At 70.0% G+C, this 19649-nt stretch carries 13 protein-coding genes; 2 read left to right on the top strand and 11 right to left on the bottom strand.

Translation table 11 applies throughout. From position 1 onward, the window contains the following. Positions 1–26: 26 nt before the first annotated feature. Positions 27–4310, bottom strand: a complete 4284-nt coding sequence (locus QZW52_RS01920) for a DEAD/DEAH box helicase (RefSeq protein ID WP_293994571.1) — start codon at positions 4308–4310, stop codon at positions 27–29. Between the two features lie 361 nt (positions 4311–4671). Here QZW52_RS01920 and QZW52_RS01925 point away from each other — a divergent pair, with 361 nt between their 5' ends. After that, positions 4672–5667 carry a glycosyltransferase family 2 protein gene (locus QZW52_RS01925; RefSeq protein WP_293994573.1) on the top strand — a complete coding sequence of 332 codons (996 nt, stop codon included), beginning with the start codon at positions 4672–4674 and terminating at the stop codon, positions 5665–5667. A gap of 1076 nt (positions 5668–6743) precedes the next feature. Here QZW52_RS01925 and QZW52_RS01930 read toward each other — a convergent pair. From QZW52_RS01930 to QZW52_RS01940, 3 genes are read right to left on the bottom strand one after another with little or no spacing between them, the layout of a single operon-like run. Continuing rightward, positions 6744–8909, bottom strand: coding sequence for a transglutaminase TgpA family protein (locus tag QZW52_RS01930; protein WP_293994575.1), 2166 nt, complete (start codon positions 8907–8909; stop codon positions 6744–6746). Beyond that, positions 8906–9931: a DUF58 domain-containing protein gene (locus QZW52_RS01935; RefSeq protein WP_293994578.1), complete on the bottom strand. Its 1026-nt coding sequence runs from the start codon at positions 9929–9931 to the stop codon at positions 8906–8908. The genes QZW52_RS01930 and QZW52_RS01935 overlap by 4 nt, the downstream gene beginning before the upstream one ends. Before the next feature lies 1 nt (position 9932). Further along, the gene (locus QZW52_RS01940) at positions 9933–10868 is read right to left on the bottom strand and encodes an AAA family ATPase (RefSeq protein WP_293994581.1); all 936 of its coding nucleotides are present in this window, start codon (positions 10866–10868) and stop codon (positions 9933–9935) included. Positions 10869–10958: 90 nt separating this feature from the next. On the opposite strand from QZW52_RS01940, the gene QZW52_RS01945 reads away from it, so the two are divergent. After that, positions 10959–11897, top strand: a complete 939-nt coding sequence (locus QZW52_RS01945) for a histone deacetylase family protein (protein ID WP_293994583.1) — start codon at positions 10959–10961, stop codon at positions 11895–11897. A gap of 28 nt (positions 11898–11925) precedes the next feature. Here QZW52_RS01945 and QZW52_RS01950 read toward each other — a convergent pair whose 3' ends face one another. From QZW52_RS01950 to QZW52_RS01980, 7 genes are all read right to left on the bottom strand, one after another. Beyond that, positions 11926–12606 (bottom strand): energy transducer TonB, encoded by a 681-nt coding sequence (locus tag QZW52_RS01950; RefSeq protein ID WP_293994585.1) that lies wholly within the window; start codon positions 12604–12606, stop codon positions 11926–11928. Positions 12607–12622: 16 nt separating this feature from the next. Then, positions 12623–15997 (bottom strand): pilus assembly protein, encoded by a 3375-nt coding sequence (locus QZW52_RS01955; protein WP_293994587.1) that lies wholly within the window; start codon positions 15995–15997, stop codon positions 12623–12625. 6 nt (positions 15998–16003) lie between these two features. Beyond that, complete coding sequence (locus tag QZW52_RS01960) at positions 16004–16678, bottom strand: pilus assembly PilX family protein (RefSeq protein WP_293994589.1); 675 nt, start codon at positions 16676–16678, stop codon at positions 16004–16006. 7 nt (positions 16679–16685) lie between these two features. Beyond that, positions 16686–17894 (bottom strand): PilW family protein, encoded by a 1209-nt coding sequence (locus tag QZW52_RS01965; protein ID WP_293994591.1) that lies wholly within the window; start codon positions 17892–17894, stop codon positions 16686–16688. Positions 17895–17914: 20 nt separating this feature from the next. Further along, the gene (locus tag QZW52_RS01970) at positions 17915–18304 is read right to left on the bottom strand and encodes a type IV pilus modification PilV family protein (protein ID WP_293994594.1); all 390 of its coding nucleotides are present in this window, start codon (positions 18302–18304) and stop codon (positions 17915–17917) included. Between the two features lie 62 nt (positions 18305–18366). Beyond that, positions 18367–19035 carry a pilus assembly FimT family protein gene (locus QZW52_RS01975; RefSeq protein ID WP_293994597.1) on the bottom strand — a complete coding sequence of 223 codons (669 nt, stop codon included), beginning with the start codon at positions 19033–19035 and terminating at the stop codon, positions 18367–18369. Continuing rightward, positions 19005–19514: a type IV pilin protein gene (locus QZW52_RS01980; RefSeq protein WP_293994599.1), complete on the bottom strand. Its 510-nt coding sequence runs from the start codon at positions 19512–19514 to the stop codon at positions 19005–19007. Before QZW52_RS01980 ends, QZW52_RS01975 begins: the two co-directional genes overlap by 31 nt. Between the last annotated feature and the right edge of the window lie 135 nt (positions 19515–19649).

The raw sequence follows: 19649 nt of genomic DNA on the forward strand, positions 1-19649 counted from the left end.
CGCAAACAGATCGACCGCCTCCCGCGTTACCTGCCGTCCTGCATCAACGCCATCAACTCCTCCGCCCGCAACACGCCCGCGACTTCGCTGCCTTCGAGCACGCTGTCCGCCAGCTCACGCTTGTCCTGGTGCAGCGCCACGATCTTCTCTTCCAGCGTCCCCGCCCGCACCAGCCGGTAGACCGTCACCGGCCGCTGCTGCCCGATCCGGTGGGCGCGTCCGCTGGCCTGGTCCTCGGCGGCCGGGTTCCACCACGGATCGGCGATCACCACGTAATCCGCCACCGTCAGGTTCAGTCCGAACCCACCCGCCTTCAGGCTGATCAGGAAGAAGTCGCCATCTCCGCCCTGGAACGCTGCGACCCGCTTCGTCCGCTCCAGCGACGGCGTGGACCCGTCGAGGTACTGATAGCGCAGCCCAGCGGCGTCCAGCGGTTCCTTCAGCAGCGCCAGGAAATCGACGAACTGGCTGAACACCAGCGCCTTGTGGCCGTTGGCGGCGAGTTCGGCCGCCAGTTCCCCGAACGCCTTCACCTTGGCGCCGACCAGCTTGATCTCCGGCGTCACCAGCCGCGGATCACACGCCGCCCGCCGCAGTTTCGTGAGCTGCGCGAGGATGTTCAGGTGCGACTGCCCCGGCTTGTCGCCCTCCATCGCCTTCTCGGCGTCGCGCAGGGCTTGCCGGCGCAAGGCTTCGTAGTGCGCGTGTTCGGTCGCATCGGCGTCCACCAGCATCGTCAGCTCCGTGCGCGGCGGCAGGTCGTCGAGCACCTGCGCCTTGGTGCGGCGCAGGATGAACGGCGCGATCAGCTTGCGCAGCGTGCGCTGTGCCCCGCGATGCCGGTCGCGCTCGATCGGCACGGCAAAGCGCAGGTTGAACGTGCTCGCCGTCCCCAGCAGCCCCGGATTGCACACCCGCATGATCGACCACAGCTCCGACAGCCGGTTCTCGATCGGCGTGCCCGACAGCGCCAGCCGGAAATCCGCGCCCAGCTCATGCACCGCCTGGCTGCGCTTGGCGGTGGCGTTCTTGATCGCCTGCGCCTCGTCGAGCACCAGCGTGTGCCACTGCCGCGCCGCGAAGGCCGCGCCGTTGAGCTGCTGCAACTGGTAGGACACGAGCACGACATCCTGCGGCCCGAGGTCGGCCAGCAGCGCATCGCGGTCCCCCTGTGCATCGCCTTCCGCATACGGCCGCAGCCGCAGCGACGGCGCGAACCGGCGTGCCTCCGCCTGCCAGTTGCCGATCAGCGAGGTCGGCGCGATCACCAGCGCCGGCCCGCCCGCCGCCCGCGCCAGCAGCACCGCCAGCGCCTGCAGCGTCTTGCCCAGCCCCATGTCGTCGGCGAGGACCGCACCCAGCCCTGTCTCGGCCAGCCGCATCGCCCATTGGTAGCCTTCCTCCTGGTACGGCCGCAGCGTGGCTTGCAAGGTGCGCGGCAACACCGGCTCGAACTGCTGCGCCTCCACCAGCCGGTCGATCCGCTCGCGGAACGCCTTGTCGCTGTCCAGGTCTGCGCCCTTGAGCGTCGTATCCAGCCACGCGGCGGCCACCGGCGTCACACGCGCAGCGTCGGTGCGGTGGATCTCGGCGACGCTGGCGAGTTCGTCCAGCCGGCTGCGCAGCTCCTCCGTCAGCGCCAGATAACGCCCTTCGCCCATCGGGATGAAGCGGCTCTTCTCGCTTGCGCTCCAGTCCAGCAACCGACCCAGGCTGACCACCAACTGCTCGTTGAGCGTCACGCCCCCCTGCAAAGCCAGCCACTCCGAGCCGGACTTGACGCTGACCTTGAGCGCCCCGAGGCCCACGCTGTCCACCCGGATCGCCTTGCCCTTGGGCCAGTCCAGCGCCATCACCGCGTTGAGCGTGTGCAGCCGCTCCAGCAGCGCCAGCGCCTGGTCCGGTTGCTCGACCAGCCACGCGGCCGGCGCATCCTTCAGGGGCGGCGACAGCATCGGGCAGGCATCTACCGTCGTCTCCAGGTGCGAGCGTTCGGCGTTGAGGTCACGCTGGACACCGAGCGTCTCGTCACCGACCTTGGCGATCATCCGCGCCCGACCGCTCCCGGGATTGACCCGCGGCCCGTCCGTCCCGAACGGCATCACCACCAGCCGCAGCGCCACCCCATCCCCCTCCGGCGTCAGCTCGGCCCGCAGGCGCGATTCGGCTGGCACGTCACGCGCCGCGGCGGTCGTGTCGCTGTGGACCTGGAACTGCGCGCCCAGGCTGCGCAACACCTCGTCCAATTGCGCCGACGCCGCTTTCGGCACCTCCAGCCCGGCGCCGATGAGCTGCGCTGCCCGCGTCTGCGCGGCGTTCAGCCGGACAAGCCGGGCGTGCTGCGGCCCGTCGCGCAGGATGGTGAGCACGCGCAGCGCGTCGGCTTCCTTCTGGTCGGCGGCACTCGTGATCCAGAGCTGCGGCTCCTGGCGCTCGGCCTTGGGGTCGGTCCAGCGCGGCGGCGGCTGCAGCGCCACACGCAGCCGGTCGCCGAGATCGGTCACGTCCAGCACCGGCGGCGCCTCCGTCAGCGCCACGGCCACGTCTGGCGTGTCGTCGAATTCCACCAGCGGATGCCCGACCAGCGCCACCGCCGCCGCCGCCAGATCGAAGCGCAGGCTGCGGTCCCGTGCGTTGACGCGCAGCGTGCGGGCGACCACGGCGTCGTGCGTGGGCAGCGTTTCGGCCTTCGACAGCTTGGACAGCGACGCCGCCTTGGGCTTGTTCCAGCCGCGCAGGCCGCGTTTTTGCTCCATCGGCGTGATGTCGCTGAGGGCGCCGAAGTCGTTGACAGTCATCACCCAGACCAGCCGGGTTTCGGCGGCGATGACCGTGGTGCCGGCGCCATCCCCCGTGCCACCACCCGCGATGGCGGCGAGGGCGGACAGCGCATTGCGCCAGCCTTCCCCTTCGGCCGGGGTCGCGACAAAAAAGGTGGGCGGCGCCGGGCGGGCCTGGACCACGGCGACGGCGGCGTCGAGCTGGGCGTGCAGGTCGTGCAGGCCGATGCTGTGCAGGCGTTCGCCGAGCACCTGCACGGCTTCGATGTGGTGGGCGTTGAGCGGTTCTGCCTCCGGGCGGTCCTTCAGCCAGGCGCGCACCAACCAGCGGCTGATGTCGAGCTGGTCGATGTGGAGGGCGCTGGTGCGGGGCGTGAAGGCTTGCAGGTCGCGCCGCGCGTCGCCCAGCTTCATTTGCAGGGCCAGCGCGAACACGCCCCAGGACGATTCCATCATCGGCTGGCGCTTGCCGCCTTCGGCCAGACAGAACTTGAGCGCCTTCTGCAGCGCGGCAGGCGTGCCCTGGGCCATCAGCGCCAGGGGGTAGGCCCAGGCGATTGGCATCGGCAGCAGCCCCTTGCGCTTGCCCGACAGCAGGCGCAGCGCCTCCAGCACGGTCTCCATCGCCTCGATGCAGCCTGCCCAGTCGCCACGGCGGAACTGGCGCACGGCGTCGAATGCCTCCGCCATCGCGCGCCAGATGACGATGGTGCTCGCGAGTTCCGGCTGTCCGGTCGGATCGACCAGCGCCTGGAGCACGGTGGCCATGTCGTCGAAGCGGCCCGCGAGCATCAGGTATTCCGCCTGGGCGAGCGACAGCCCGCTGAGGCGCACGGCCCGGTCCAGCGCGGGGTCGGTCTGCGCGCGCTGGCGCAGGGTGTCGGCCATGGCCTGCAGCGGCAGCGCACCGGGGTTGGCCCACCGCTGGACGAGCAGGTCGAAGTGTTCGCGCAGTGTCCTGGCCTGCAGGCACGGATGCATCCGTGCAAACAAGTCGCCGTCGAGCACGTCATGCAGCGACCGCTCCAGCACCGCCTCCCACTCCATGCCCCAGCGGCAGGCCAGCCGCAGCCGCTCCAGTTGGTCTGGCGCCTGCCCGCTGAAGACCGCCAGCCGCGTGACGGCGCAGGCGAGTTCCATGTTCTCGAAGTACCAGTGGGTGGTGCCGAACTGGGCGGCACTGCGGCTGCTGTCGGCGTTCAGCAAGGCGTCGCGCAGGGTATCCGGAGTGTTCCGTTGCAGCAGTGCCAGATACGTGGCGCTGTGGTGCGCCGGGTGGACACGCCAGTGGCCGGGGCGCTGCGGGTGTTCGGCGAGCTGGCCGTCGGCGGTCAGCGCCACCACCGCCTCGCGTACCTGCTCGCCGGTGTAGCGTTTGCCGTCCCGGTTGGACCACGCCAGTGCGGCCAGCAGCGTGTGGACCCAGGTCCGGGTGCGGTAGGACATGCCCAGTGCGAAGGCATGGAGGACATCGCGCTGCTCGCCGGCGGCGCCGCCTGGGGCGGTGGGTGTGGAGTCGGTGGAAGGCATGGCGGCGGATTCTGCCTCGTTTGGGGGGTGTGACACCCGGCTTGCGGGATACCGTTTTCTGCCGAACGGTCTGGTCGGGGCGCAGCGGGGCTGTTGGTCGCCCGCTGCATGGGGTGGACCTTGGAACGCTATATTTCCAGCCACCTGAATATGGGGGGTTTCAGCGATTTTGTCGATAAATTGGCTGTACGCAGACCTGTCCATCGCCAATACAGGGGGAACACCCAACCATGGGGCTTTGCTGTGGTACCCAAAACGACCACCCGCCGAGCGTGATGTATTCCAAGTTGTTTTTTCAGATTCGCGCTAACAATTGCTTTCATGCGGGTCAGTCCAGAATAAATCTGGCATGGGGAAAACAATGAACACAGCGTATACAGCGCATACCGCCGACACCGTGCGCAATGGCGCGGTGGTGTCGATCGTGCTGCCGGTGCAGGGCACGGACGCGGCACTGGACCGGGTCGTGCAGAGCGTGCGGGCGCAGACCGAGCAGGACTGGCAGTTGTACCTGGTCGAGCCAGCCGGCGCGCGTGGCCGTGCCAGCCGCTGGGCGGCGCACGACGGGCGCATCCAGGTGCTGCGCCAGGAGGGGTGTGGTGGCCGCGCTGCGGCGCTGCGCCTGGGCTTGCAGCACTGTCTGGGTACCTACACCGTGTTCCTCGATGCCGAGCATGTCTGGGCGCCATATTTCCTGGCGCTGACGCGGGCCTTCCTGGATGCCTTCACGCTCGAAGACCTCGTGTGCATGGCGTCGGTCACGCCTGCGGGCCAGCCGGCGGCTGTTTATCGCCGGGCCGATGTGCGGGGGCATGGCCGTCTGGACGCCGTGCTGGACCCGTCGGCGCTGCGTGGCTTGCCGGACGCGGTGGCCGGGGCGCTGTGGCAACAGGGCGAGCTGGCCCGGCACCTGCGCTGGGGCGAATACACGCGGCTGGCCGTGACGTTGCTGCGCACGGAGGAGGCCGAGCGGCTGCTCCCGGCGTTGTACGAGGACACCGAGGCGCTGGAGTACCGCCTGCAGGCCCGGCTGGCCGCCCGCAGTGCGGTGAATGTGCTGGCGCTGCCCGGCGCGGTGTTCCATGCGGCGGGGGTCTCGCCCGAGGTGGCGCGCCAGCGCGAGATCGATGCGCTGGCGGTGTTCGACGAGGTCCATGGCCGGCAGTGGGAAACCGACCCGGAAGTGGCCCGCCTGCGCCGCGAGCGGCTGGCACGCATCGACCAGCGTGCGCCGCTGGGTGCCCTGGGCGCCCTGGGTGCGGTGGTGGCACGGTGTCTGGGCTGGTCGCGCCAGGACCGGCCCGCCCGCGCGCTCCCCGCGGACCTCGGTGGTCCGCAGGTCGGGCACCCCCACTGATGCCTCCATTGATACCCACCATTGATTCAGGCGCCTTGAAACAAGGGGGTTATGGTCGATCTGGACCATTGGCGTTCGAATTGAAGTCCGAATATGTGACGTATTTTTGATGGTATTTCTGTGCTTGGTTTGATAATCAAATTCATAAGGTGTCGATTGGATTTGAAAGTACAGCGTGAATAATTGCCAGCTTGCCCCGGTCTGTTTGTTTGTGTATGCCCGTGAAGCATTGACGCGCCGGACGGTGGAATCTTTGCTGGCCAATCCGGAGGCCAGCGCGAGCGAGCTGCATGTGTTCTGCGACGGACCCCGGCCCGACGCCGATGCACGGACCCGCGCACAGGTGCAGGCCGTGCGCGACTACGTCCGCGGCATCACCGGCTTCGCCCGCGTCGTGCTGCACGAGTCCGCGGTGAACCTGGGGCTGTCGCGCTCGGTCATTGGCGGCGTCAGCGAGATGCTGCGCACGCACGAGCGGGTGATCGTGCTGGAGGACGATCTGGTGCTGTCCAGCGGTTTTCTGCGTTTCATGCACCAGGCGCTGCAGACCTACGCCGACGTGCCGCAGGTGCTGAGCGTGTCCGGTTACGCCCACCCGATCCACCACCGGCCAGGCCCGGAGCCGGCGCAGGACGCCACCTTCGGCCTGCGCGCCAGCTCCTGGGGCTGGGCGATCTGGCGCGACCGCTGGGAGCAGATCGACTGGGCGGTGACGGACTACCCGCGCTTTCGCTGGAACCTTGCCCAGCGCCTGCGCTTCAACCGCGGTGGCAGCGACCTGTCGCACATGCTCGACCGCCAGATGGCCGGCAAGATCGACTCCTGGGCCATCCGCCTGTGTTTCCACCAGTTCCGGCACGGGCTGGTGGACGTGTTCCCGCGGCAGTCGCTGGTCGAGAACATCGGCTTCGGCGAGGGGGCGGCGCATTGCCGGCACGATGTGCGACCCCCGCACGCCGTGTGCCCCTCCGAGCCGCCGGCGGTTTTTCGACTGCCGACCGAGGTGTGTACGGACCCGGACGTGCTGCGGCAGTTCCGTGGCTTCAACAGCCTGTCCGCGCGGGCGCTGCGCACGCTCAAGCGTTGGTGGCTGGACGGTTTGGCTGGATGCGGGGCAGCCGGGCGGCCGCCCGCTGTGCCACACGCCACAGCGGTTGCAGCGCCACGCGCGGCGCGCCCGCATCCCCTGGTGCGGCATAGCGCCACCGGCTGAGGGTGTCCAGCGCCGCGGCCAGACGGTCGAACTCGGCGGCGGCTGTGGCCGACAGACCACCCGCACCCACACCCGCACCCGTATCGCACTGCGACCGCAGATGGACCAGCAGGCCCGCCGTGGCCAGGTGCGCCGGCACCGTGTAGCCACGCTGGCGCAGGATCTGCTGCAGGCGCGCATGTCCGCGCAGCCAAGGATCACGCCGACGCGGCGGTGACCGCCACGCCACCCAACCCGCGCCGACGCCCACCAAGGCCGCGAATCCACCAGCCAGCCAGCGCCCCAGGGTGTGCAGCGCGACGCCTTCGCCGAGCAGGCCGGCGAGGAGATCCTGCTGGCGGTGCGCCGAGTAGCCCAGGATCCACTGGTTCCACTGGTGCTCCGCCGCGCCCCAGACCGCCTGCATCTGCGCGACCCACTGCGGGTCCAGTGCCACCAGATCCACGAGTGCCAGCCCGAGTGGCCCGCGTGCCGCTGTCAGCCGCTCGCCACGCTGCACACGCTCTGGTGCCACCGCTTCGGTCGGGTCGAGCCGCACCCAGCCGCGGTCGGCGTGCCAGTACTCGACCCAGGCGTGGGCATCGCGCTGGCGGATGTCGAGCACGCCGTTGAGCGGGTTGACCTCGCCGCCGAGGTAGCCCGTGACGATGCGCGCCGGGATGCCCCAGCGGCGCAGCACGACCGTGACCGCGCTGGCGTAGTGCTCGCAGAAGCCGGCGCGCGTGTCGAGCCAGAACGTGTCCACGGGGTGTTGTCCGAGCAGTCCGGGCGCCAGGGTGTAGACGTAGGGCTGCTGGCGGATGTGGTCGAGCAGCCACTGTGGATGCCGGTCGGCGCTGGGCTGGGCGTCTGCCCAGGCCAGCGTGCGCGGATGCTGGCCCTCTGGCAGCACGAGGTATGGGGTCCAGCGCGGATCGGCTGGATCGACCGCCGGCGCGGATGCGACGCGGGGATCGTGCAGCGGGGTGTCCAGCGTGGCCGTGGCACGCAGGCGCATCCGCTCGGTGAGCGGTCGCTGCGTGGGCCAGTAGCCCTCCGGGTGGTGCCACCAGGGCAGGTCCGGCTCGGCGTCGGGCCGTGTCGGGGGGGTTCGGGCGTTTTCCAGCAGGGGCAGCGTGCCCAGGCCGAGCGGCTCCACGGTCATCTCGTAACGCACCTTGGGTGCTGCGTTTGCGTTTCCGTTTCCGTCTGCGGGTGGCGCTGGCAGGGGCACGAATCCTGCGCCGCTGCCGGTCTGCCGCTGCCAGCCACTGCCCTCGGGTGTGCTCAGCACCGGCCCGCGGAAATACCGCAGCGCGGTGGCCGGCACGGCGCCCTCGAACTGCAGCCGCAGCGCCAGCGTGTCGTCCTGCGCCAGCTCGGCCACATCGCCCAGCGCGAGGTGGTCCGACAGGCCGGTCTTGCCCACGCCCGACCCCGATCCCGGTACCGTCCACAGCGGCGCGACCCGCGGAAAGAACACGAACAGCATGACCACCAGCGGCACGCCGGTCAGCAGCAGCCGGGCTGACAGGGCCAGCGCCTGCCGCAGCGGCGCCCTGTGCACCTGCACCTCGGGCACCTCCGGCAGGTGGGCCAGCACCAGCGCCGCCATCAGCAGCCACACCGCCACCCCCATCGCCAGCGCCGTGGCCAGCGACTGCGAGTGCAGGAAGTTGGCCAGCACCAGGAAAAAGCCGAGATAGAACACGACCGTCGCATCGCGGCGCGCCCGCAGCTCCAGCGTCTTGAGTGCCGACATCACCACCAGCAGCGTCACGCCCGCCGACGGCCCGAAGAGCGATTGGTGGCTCGCCAGCGTACCGGCCGTGGCCCCCAGCAGCGCCAGCACCAGCAGCCAGCGCGACGGCAGTGCGCCACCCCGCCACGCCAGCCAGGCCCGCCAGCCCAGCGCCGCATACGCCAGCGCGGCACACCATGGCGGCACCTGCACCAGTTGCGGCAGCAGCGTCCACGCCAAGACGGCCAGCAGGAACAGCGTGTCACGCGGCTCCCGTGGCAGCCGCGCCCAGCCCGTGCTGAAACTCATGCCATCCCCCACCAGGCCAGCGCATCCAGGCAGTGCCGCCGGTGGCCGGGGCCAGTCCCCGCCTCGGTGCGCAGCGCACCCAGGCTCAGGCGGTAAGGCTGGCCCAGCGCGTCCGCCTCCAGCACCCAGGCGCTCAGGCGACGCAGGCGGGCTTCGGGATCGAGACCGTGCAGCCGGTCGCCGTCCAGGTGCAGCTCGCAGGTGGCCCGCGGCGGCGGCACTTCACGCACCAGCAGCCCGCCGCCGGCCGCCAGCCGCTGCGCCGAGCGGCGCCAGAGCACCTGCGACGGCCGGTCCCCGCGCCGCCAGGGCCGCACGCCATCGTCGTCTCCCGGTTCGGGCAGCAGGCCGTGCTGTCGGGCGGGTGTCTCGGCCGGATCTGCGTTGTCGTCGTCCAGGTCCAGTGTCAGCGGCAGTGGCGGCGCATCCACCTCGGGCGCCGGCCAGGCCAGCGGCTGGTGTGCGATGCGCCACACCGTCCAGACCCGGAACAGCCCGAGCGGAAAGCGGCTGGACAGCTCCAGCGGCGGTAAGGTCTGCGGCCCGCGCTGCACCAGGGTGCGTGGCAGGCGGTGCAGCGCGTCCGGATCGGTGGTCCAGGCGAACGGGTGCGGTCCACCGTCCGGTTCCGGCGTGTCGCGCCAGCGCAGCACCAGCCCGTGGCGGCCCAGCCGGGTGGGGTGGCGCCAGCCGGTGGCAGGGGATCCGTCCTGCAGCACGAGGTCCAGCACGACCGTCTCGCCGACGAAACCCGGCGCGCTCGCCTGCACGCGCAGGTGCAGCCCGCTCAGCGTCGCGTGCGTGGCGTGCAGCGCGACCAGCCCGGCGCTGGCGAGCGTGAAGGTGAGCAGGTGGCCGAGGTTGAGCTGGTAGTTGACCGAGGCCAGCAGCAGGCACAGCAGCAGCACCCCGTAGAACCAGCCCGACACCGTCGGCACGATGTAGAGATGGCGGTGGTCGAGCCGCACGGTGTCGGTGCGCGGGTGGCGCCGATTCCACCAGGATTGCCAGCGTTGGCGCACCTCAGACCAGCCGCACCGCGTCGAGCATCGCCCGCACCTGCGCCGACCGGCTGCGCCCGGCGCCGCTGCGCGGCTGCAGGCGGTGGGCCAGCACCGGCACGGCCAGCGCCTGCAGGTCTTCCGGCGTCACATGCGTTCGCCGGGCGAGGAAGGCCCGCGCCCGCGCCACCCGCAGCCACGCCAGCGCCGCCCGTGGCGACAGCCCCTGCGTGAACCACTGGCCGTTGCGCGTGACGGCGACCAGCGCCTGGAGGTAGTCCAGCAGCGCCGGCGCGGCGTGGACGCGCTGCACGGCCGCCTGCGCCGCCAGCAGCTCCTGGGCGGACATCACCGGCTGCAGGTGCCGCACGGCTTCGCGCCGGTCCTGGCCTTCGAGCAGCGCCCGCTCGGCCGCGGCGGACGGGTAGCCCAGCGTCAGGCACAGCAGGAAACGGTCGAGCTGGCTTTCGGGCAGGGCGTAGGTGCCGAGCTGCTCGGCGGGGTTCTGCGTGGCGATGACGAAGAACGGGGCGGGCAGGGCGCGTGTCTGGCCATCGAGGCTGATCTGGCGCTCTTCCATCGCTTCCAGCAGGGCGCTCTGGGTGCGTGGGCCGGCACGGTTGATCTCGTCGGCCAGCAGCACCTGCGTGAAGACCGGTCCTGGATGGAAGACAAAGCCTTCGCGCGTCGGCGCGTAGACACTGACGCCGATCAGGTCGCTGGGCGTCAGGTCGGCGGTGAACTGCACGCGGGAAAAGTGCAGGCCGAGCGAGGCGGCCAGGGCCTGGGCGAGGGTGGTCTTGCCGACGCCGGGCACGTCTTCGATCAGCAGATGTCCGCTGGCGAGCAGGCAGGCCACGCTGTCGAGGATCTGGGCGTGCTTGCCCACCACCACGGTGCCGACCTGATCGACCAGACGTTCCAGCGGTGTCAGAACAGCGAGGGGCGGATGGTTCATCATTGGTGCTACCTTACCCGAACTTGCACGCACCGAAACGACGCTGGAGGGACCACACAGGGGCAGCAGACGCCCGCTGTGCCAGACGACATGAGCACTGCCTTTTATACCCACCCCGACTGCCGCGGCCACGACATGGGCGCCGGCCACCCCGAATGTCCCCAGCGGCTCGACGCGATCGAGGACCATCTCCTTGCCACCGGGCTGGACATCGCGCTGCTGCGTCCCGGTGACGTGCCGCTGGCCCGGCACGCGGACCTGATGCACGCGCACAGCGAGGGCTATCTGCGCGAACTCGACGAGTTCCTGCAGCAGGCCACCGCGACCGGCGAACACCGCGCGCTCGACCCCGACACCACCGTCTGTCCCGGCACCCGGCAGGCGATGCTGCGGGCGGCCGGCGCGGCGGTGGCCGCCACGGACGCCGTGATCGACGGCACCTACCGCAACGCCTTCTGCGCCATCCGCCCGCCCGGCCACCACGCCACGCGCTCGGCGGCGATGGGGTTCTGCTTCTACAACAACGTCTGCATCGCGGCCCGCCATGCGCTGAACGTGCGGGGCCTGCAGCGCGTGGCGATCGTCGATTTCGATGTCCACCACGGCAACGGCACCGAGGACATCATCGCGGGCGACGAGCGCGTGCTGATGGCCAGCTTCTTCCAGGACCAGCTCTATCCGTACAGCGGCGGTGTGCCGATGGGCGACAACATGGTCAATGTGCCGGTGCCGGCCTACACCCGCGGCATGGAGGTGCGCGAACTCGTGGAGGCGTACTGGCTGCCGCGGCTGGAGGCGTTCCGGCCGGAGATGCTGTTCATCTCGGCCGGCTTCGACGCCCACCGCGAGGACGATCTCGGCCAGCTCGGGCTGGTCGAGTCCGATTACGCCTGGATCACGCAGCGGCTGGTCGATGTCGCCGACCGCCATTGCCAGGGCCGCATCGTGTCGTGCCTGGAAGGTGGCTATGCCCTGAGCGCGCTGGCGCGCAGCGTGGCGGCCCATCTGCGGGTGCTGGCCGACGTGTGAACGGGTCTGTCCAGGTGGTCGCGCGCGGTCAGCGCGCGGCAGTTTGCGGGTTGTCGTGCAGCGGCTCGGTGGCGTATTCGATCTCGATGCGCAGCCGCGAGCGGATCGGGCGCCCGTCGAGTTCACCGGGCGTGAACGGGCTGTGGAGGAAGGTCTGCCGCGCCGCGTCTTCGAGCACCGGTGGCAGGCCGCTGTCGTCCGCCTCGTCGATCCGCACGCGCTGCACCACGCCCCGGTCGTCGATGAACAGCGTCAGCACCGCCCGGAAGCGCCCGGCCGGCGCCAGCTCCGGGTAGAGCAGGTCGATGGACTGCTGCGGTACCGGCGCCTGCGTGAGCTGGCTGCGGGGCAGATAGGCGGCGTCCGGATCGGCGGCGCTTGTGGCGATTGCGGGGATGGCTGGTGTGGCGACAGGGCCGGCGCCGGTCGGCTCCAGGCGGTCCAGCTCGGCGGGCAGCATCCTGGTCTGCGCGGGTGCGGCAGCCGGCTGTGCGGCCCAGCCGGTCACGGCCCGAGCCTGCGGGCGGGGCACCGGGGGTGGACGGATCTCCGACAGGCGGACCTGGACACCGGCGGGGCGGCCGATGGAGGTGGCGGAGGTGGCGCCACCGCTGGCCGTGGTCGGCACGGGCGACGTGCCGCACAGGATCAACCCGGCGTGCAGCACCACCGATCCGCCCACACAAGCGGCCAGCACCGCACTGCGCATTCCCGCCACCGCCGCCTCAGTTCAGCTCGCGCCAGGCCGCGCGCCGCAGGGTGTTCGAGCGGTTGCGGATGCCCAGGCCGGCGGCCTTGAGCTGGGTGCTCTGGTCGCGCTTGGTGAAGAAGGCGCTGACGCGGCTGGCGCTGTCCATGACCCGGCCGACGCCGACGATGAGCGAGGTCGAGACCTCCACGTCCCGCACATCGCCCGAGGGCACCAGGAACTGGTAGAGGTAGGAGCTGCCGCCGTTGCCGCAAGGGTCGCCATTCGGGATGGTCGAGGCGAAGGCAATCAGCCCGGACGCCAGCGGAATGCCGTCGAGCGATACCCGTTCGCCGCTGGACTGGTCGAGGTCCACGTACCAGCCGTTCTGGGCATTCCAATCGACCGACTTGGCCTCGTCCATGCGGCGGCTGGCGTTGAGGGTCTGGCGCACCAGCTTGGCATTCGGGTCGCGCAAGGGGCCGAGTCCGGTGCTGCCCAGGGTGTCGCGGACCGAGTAGACGGTCTGCAGCCCCGTGGAGGTCAGGTCGGCGTTGTTGACCAGCCGCCCGGTGGCGAAGGAGACGATGGTGATGGGCACGTTGTCGGACACCAGCTCGGTGAGGACCGGTTTGCCGGTGATGGGCTGGGGCACCTGGTTGGGTCCGAGCGCCTGGCCCAGCAAGGTGGCCTCGGTGCCGGCAGGGGCCACGCGGTCGTCGTGGTCGAAGCGCCAGAGGTTGCCGAGCATGTCGCCGGCGTAGAAGCGCAGGGCCGTGTTGTCCGTGTCGCTCGGCACCCAGGCGTTGAGGCGGCCGAGGTTGTTGGGCGTGGTGGTGTCGCCGGCCGGGGTGATGATCTCGCCCGCACCGGAGCGCAGCTTGCCGGTCAGGGCGTCCAGCAGGTAGAGCCTGCCACGGCCATCGCCGACGTTGTTGATGCCCGAGGTGAAGGCCACCAGCCAGGTGCCGGTGGCGTCCTTGGTGATCACGGGATTGCCGAAGGTCAGGCCGAGGTTGGCGTCCGAGAACTCCCACAGCAGCGTGGGCGAGGCCGGGTTGGTGATGTCGAGCGCGTAGTAGTAGCGGCCACCCGCCCCCATGCCACCGACGAGGAGGGTGCGCCACTGGCCGTTGGCGTACACGTCGCCGATGGTGGGGGTGGCGTCCAGCAGGTTGATGTGGCTGGCGTCATAGCCCACGTCCGCGAGCCGGCGCAGGTGGGGCAGCACGCCCCGCGGCACGAAGGCCCACAGCTCTTCGCCGCCTGCGGGGTCGGTCTCGTTCTCGCCGACCTGGAAGGCGTGCAGCATGCCGTCGTTGGCCGGGGCGTAGACCATCTTGGTGCGCAGGCGGTTGTCGGTGACGAACTGGGTGTAGCCGGCATCGGCGTACTTGAAGGGCGGCTTGGCGACGTAGACCGGCGCGGCGTTGACGAAGTCGCCGAGCCGGGAGGCGCGGTTGCGGAACACCTGGTTGTCGGGCACGGACACGCCCATCTGGAGCTGGGTGTCACCGCGCAGGAACTGCACGAGGTTGTCGCCGTTGGCCTTGGCCAGGGCGGCAGGGGTGAGGCGGCTGCACTGCGCCAGCGGACGGGTTCCGGCGCACAGGGCATCGAAGTCGGAGTTGTAGCCCAGGGCCAGCAGGTTGGCGTAGGTGAAGTCGAGCAGCCGGCCGGCACCGTTGCCGAACAGGATGCGCCGCGGGCGGGTGGCGAGGTCGCGCGTGTCGAGCTTGGCGCTGGCACTCCAGACCGCCTTGCCGTCGCTGGTGTCCGGGGCGATGAGTCCGGCGGTGATGGCGTCGGTGGTGAACTGGAAGGCGCGCAGGTCGCCGTGCCAGGTGGGCGAGTTGCTGTAGCTGGGCAGGAAGACCCAGTTGTCGCCGGTCACTGGCGTGAGCGAGCTGGCGGAGGCGGCGGCACTGGAGCCGGCGTCCTTGATGATCTCGTTGAGCGTGGTGCCGATGGCGTCGGACAGGGTCTGTGGGTCGGTGGCGGAGAAATACTGGCCGCGGCCGTTGACGGCGGCGTGCCAGAGGTCGTCGATGTGGGTGGCGTTGGTCTGGTTGTTGGTGAGCGTGCCAGCAGGGACGGGCCACTCCTTGCCGTTGCGGCCGGCCGCGATGTCGGCGTAGTCGCCGGTGGTCTGCGTCAGGTAGTTGCGGTCGTAGGACAGCGTGCCGCGCACACCCAGGCCGACGGTGAAGGTGTTGAGGTGCTGGTGGGTGGCGGGGTCGCGCTTGGTGGTGGCGACGTTGTTGGGGAAGTCCGCACGCAAGTCGGTGGCCCAGAAATACTGGGCCACGTCGGCCAGCGAGTCGCTGTCACCCCCACCGCTGCTGCCGGTGCTGTCCTTCATGGGGCGGGGTTGCGCGCCGTCCTGCTGGCCGATGCGGGTGCTGCCGTCGAGTTGCAGCGGGCCGTAGGTGCCGGTCTCCAGGCCCGGCCAGCCGTATTCGCCGGTGTTCCAGTAGCCGTCGGTCGAGAGCAGGGCGTAGTTGCGCTGGCAGGAATACTGCATCGGGTCCAGCCGCTGCCCCGGAATCTTGTTGGCGAAGTAGCGGCCGGTCTTGGACAGCGCGCCCCGCAGCGGGGTGAAGCCGCCGTTGGTCTGCGCGGTGTAGAGCAGGTTGTAGAAGCTGCTGCGCTGGGTGCTGGTGAAGTCCTGGACATCCAGGAAGGTGGTGCTGGTGACGCTGTTGTCGCTGATGACGGTGAAGCCGACGCGGTAGCCGTCGCCGATGTGGCGGAAGGCTTCGCCCGTGGCCGTTCGCATGAGCAGGCGCCGGGTGCGGTAGTAGGTGTGCCAGTTGGCGTACTTCTGGCGCAGCACGGCGTCCGAGCTGGTGTCGAGCATCACCTTGGTGAACTGGTCCGACGCCACCGTGCTGCTCAGGGTGCAGTCCTTGTAGAAGGGCGTGGTGGTGTCGAGGTCGCCGTTGGGCAGGTAGGTCCACGACATCGGCGCGAGCTTCTTGTCGTTCTTGTAGACGTAGTAGTAGCTGCCGCTGAGTGAAACCGTGCCGGAGACGGGGTTGAAGCCGTCCAGGGGCGCGGTGGTGAACGGCACGTCGGGGAAGGAGCTTCCGTCCGCCCGCACCGGCGGCAGGTAGGGCAGCGCCGGGTTGAAGGCCAGGCCATTGCACTGGGTGGAGCGGTAGCCGTAGTTGTCGATCACGCCGTTGCCGTCGAAGATGGCGGCGTCATCGGGCATGTAGGACAGCGCCATCGAGCCGGAGTCGTCCAGGATGAACATGATGTTCGGCTTGACCTGGGACAGCGAGGCGCTCAGTGGCACGTTGGACACGTCGATCAGCGCCGCGTGGGCGCGACCGACCGCCCCGCAGGCCAGCAGCGTGGCAATGGCCAGCAGGCCGAGAAGGGGACGGCGGGTGGGCAGGCGGTTCATGGCGGTTCAGAAATGCACCAGCGTTTCGGTGGTGCTGACCGTGTTGCGCGCGCCCTGGGCACGCACGACGATGCGGTAGTACTCGGCCACCGTGCTGGAGCCGATGCGGACAGGGTTCTGGCTGTTGATCTCGCCGCGTTCGCCCGTGACCAGGCTGGTGGCGTTGAGCGGGCGGGGGCACTGGTTGGTGCCCGTGGTGGAACTGCCGGCTTCGGAGCACAGCCGCACGATGAAAAAACGCGCCGTGATCTGGTTGGCCAGGGATTTCGCGCGTGCGGGCAGGCAGTCGGCCGGTGACGGACCGCGCTGCGAGCGGCAACTGTCGTTGTTCCAGTCGATGGCCACGCGGGTGGGGGCGGTGCCGGTGGAGGTGGGGTCCAGTCCCGGCACCAGATGCGCCCAGTAGCCTTGGTCGCGCTGGGTGGTGTTCAGGCCATCGGGGTCGGTTCTCTGCCGCTCTTCGAGCCAGAGGATGGCGAGCCGGGTCGCTTCGTCGGCGGCCAGCAGGGTGTCTTGCTTGAAGCTGAGGTTGCCCAGGATGGTGGTGCCGGTGTCCACCGAGCGGATCAGGGTCACGGCGGCCAGCGACAGCGCCACCACCGTGACCATGGCGAACAGCAGCGAGGCACCACGCTGTCGGCGTGGACCCAGGGCGGAGGGAGGTGTCGCAAGGGGGGTCATGGGCGGCTCACGCGGGTTGCCACAGGAGGTTGCGCAGAGGGATCACGGTCTCGAAGACCTTGTAGCGGTAGTTGCGCCAGTCGTCGCCCGTGCCGAGCGGGGCCTTGTCGATGCGCAGGGGTTTGGCCGTGACGCCGTCCGGGTACCAGACGGGGAGGGTGGGTGTGACCCAGTTGGGGACCGCGGACTGGGTGGGACGTTGCTCGTTTTGCGTGCTGCGGGCCACCACGGCCACGCGCACCGCCACCACGCGCTGCCAGCCCTTGGCCGTGGTGGGCGACACCGGGGTCCAGACATCGGCGACCTGGTCGGCGACGGCGCTGGTGTCGATGCCGTAGACGGCCTGGAGCTGGACGATCTGCGGGTAGAGGTCGTCGGCGGAGGTCTGGCCGGTGCCGCTGTTGAACGAGATCTGGCGCAACTGGTAGGGGGTCTGCGAGGCCGGGGTGTCGCACCGGACGTCGGACAGGCCGGTGATGCAATAGCGCCGGCTGACGAGGCTGCCCAGATCCAGCAACACGCTGCCCGCGGCATAGGACAGGTCGGTGCTCTGGACGCCGGGGAAGACGGTGGTGGTCAGGTCCTGGTTCCAGGGACCATCCGCACCGGCATCGTGGAAGAGCTGGTTGCTACCCGGTACCGGATCGGCGCTGACATTGAACAGGCTGCAGTAGCGGGCCGGGTCGGTGGGGTCAGGCGTCGGCGTGGGCACGGCCAGCATCAGGTCGCCCTTGTGGTGGCCCAGGCCGGTGTTGTTGCCGATGACGAAGACGTTGCTGCCGCGCAGGTGGTTGTTGGCGACGCGGGTGGGCAGCGCGAAATCGGTGTGGTTGCTCATCAGCACGTCGATGCTGTCGGCCGTGCCGTCGTCGCCGCCATCGGTGATGACCACCGGGGCCAGCGTGCGCTCGAAGCGGGTGGCCATGCCAGCCCGCTGGCCGACGATGCGGCAGCCCGTGGCGCCGCCCTCGGTCATGCCGTAGCCGCTGGTCTGCACGTCGCGTTGCAGGGTCTGCAGGGCGAGCGCGCCGTTGACCTGCGCATCGGAGCCGGCGGTGATGGTGCGCTTGCGGCCTTCGTAGACGGTGGTGACTTGCGCGATGACGAGCACGGCGAGCAGGCCGATGACCATGCCCACCATCAGCTCGATCAGCGTGACGCCGCGCTGACTGGCAGCAGCCGAGGCGGGGGCGGGGAAGACGGGAGACGCGGTCATGTCGCTCGGAGTCGCTCGGGTCAGGGCTGCTGGAGGGGGTTGGGATTGACGGCGGTGGTGGTCTGGAACTGGTGGGCGTCGTCGCTGGGGGCTTGCCAGGTGAGCTTGACCGTGACCTGTCCGGGATCGGTGGCCGAGACCTGTGCCTGGCCGACACCGGTGGGCAGGCGCTCCTTGACCCGCTCCAGCCAGCGCTGGCAAGGCGGGTGGCCGGCGCATTTGCTGGTGTCGTAGAGCGCAAGATTGCGGCTGTCGGTCCACATCAGGCCGACGAGGTCGCTGGCGAGGTAGGCGGCGTCGGCGCGGTACTTGGCACCGCTGGTCGCGCGCGTCATCGATGCTTGCAGACCGACCAGACCGAGCACCGCCAGCGCGAAGATGAGCAGCGCGATCAGGGCTTCGAGGAGCATGAAGCCACCGGTTGTCCGGCGGTGCGGGTACGGGTGCGGGCGGGTCACGGGCATTCCTCGGTTCAGTTGACCAGACAGCGCCGCGTGTCCCGCGGGTCGGTCGCCGCGGGGTCGCAGGTACGCACCGTGCCGCCCGCGTTGAGCATCACCTGCAGCGTGCGGGCGGTGCTGCTGCCCGGGTGGCTGACCACGATGCAGCGGATCGGGGCGGGCAGGGACTCCGCCCGGCCGTAGCCGTTGAACAAGACCTGACTGACCGCCGTGAGGTTGGCGCAGGTCTCGTCGCGGCTCTGCACCCGCACACCGGGCGCACCATCGCCGCGGGCGTGGCGGGCGAACAGGCGCGGGCCGGTGGGGCTGTCCAGCGTGTCGCCGCAGTGTCCGGCGGGGTTGTTCATGCTCACGACCCACGACGCCGAAGTAGACGACAGGGTGCAGTTGTTGTCCAGCGTGCCCGGCTGCGCGTCGTTGGCGACCAGGGAAAACAGCACCGGCTCGTTGCGCCGCACTGCCTCGGCGCGGGCGCGGGCCAGACCGCTGCTGATCGATTCGGCGGCGTTGCGGATCTCGGTGTCGAGCATCCAGTCGCGCACCACCGGTGTGACCGCCATCAACAGCCCGCCCAGCACGGTCAGCGTCACCATCAGCTCGATCAGCGAAAAGCCGGATGCGCTGCGTGCGGACCCCATCGCCACCACGCTCAGCACTCCGAGCCACGCTTGAGCCAGCACGCCTTGCCGGTGACGGCATCCCCCTTGAACTTGACGGTGCCTTGCTCGCCGGACTCGTTGAGCGTGTACTCGTGGCCCTTGGTATGGCCGCTGGTGCCGGTGGCGGTGAGGGTGTAGGCCTGGTTGCCGTTGTTGCCGCTGAGCTTGCAGGCGTAGCTGAACTTGGCGCCGGTGGCTGGCTGGTCCGAGAAGTTGATCCTGCCTTCGCCGCAGGTGTTGGTGCCGTACTGGCGGTTGTCCTGGTAGAACTGTTCCATGGCCACGCGCTGGCTGGCCAGGGTGCTGAAGGCTTCCGGCAGCTCGCCGCGGCGGATGTAGTCGCTGTAGGCTGGCATGGCAATCGCAGCCAGGATGCCGATGATGGCCACGACGACCATCACCTCGATGAGCGTGAAGCCGCGTGTCTCCGACAGAGGGGGCTGCCGGACAGCAACGGTGAGCGGGGATGCGAAGGCAGTGGCGGAAGCGGGCAGGGCCATGTCGGCGGGCGACCGGGGAATCGCGCAAAAATGAAAGGATGCCCCGATCGTAGGTGCCACGCGCCTCGGCGTCACGCGGGCGGCCCGCCGTTGATCGGCCGCAGCGGGCCGTTCGTCGGCTGGGCGGTGGGCTGG

Origin of the sequence: Sphaerotilus sp. (genome assembly GCF_013299175.1) — a bacterium.
GTDB lineage: Bacteria > Pseudomonadota > Gammaproteobacteria > Burkholderiales > Burkholderiaceae_C > Sphaerotilus.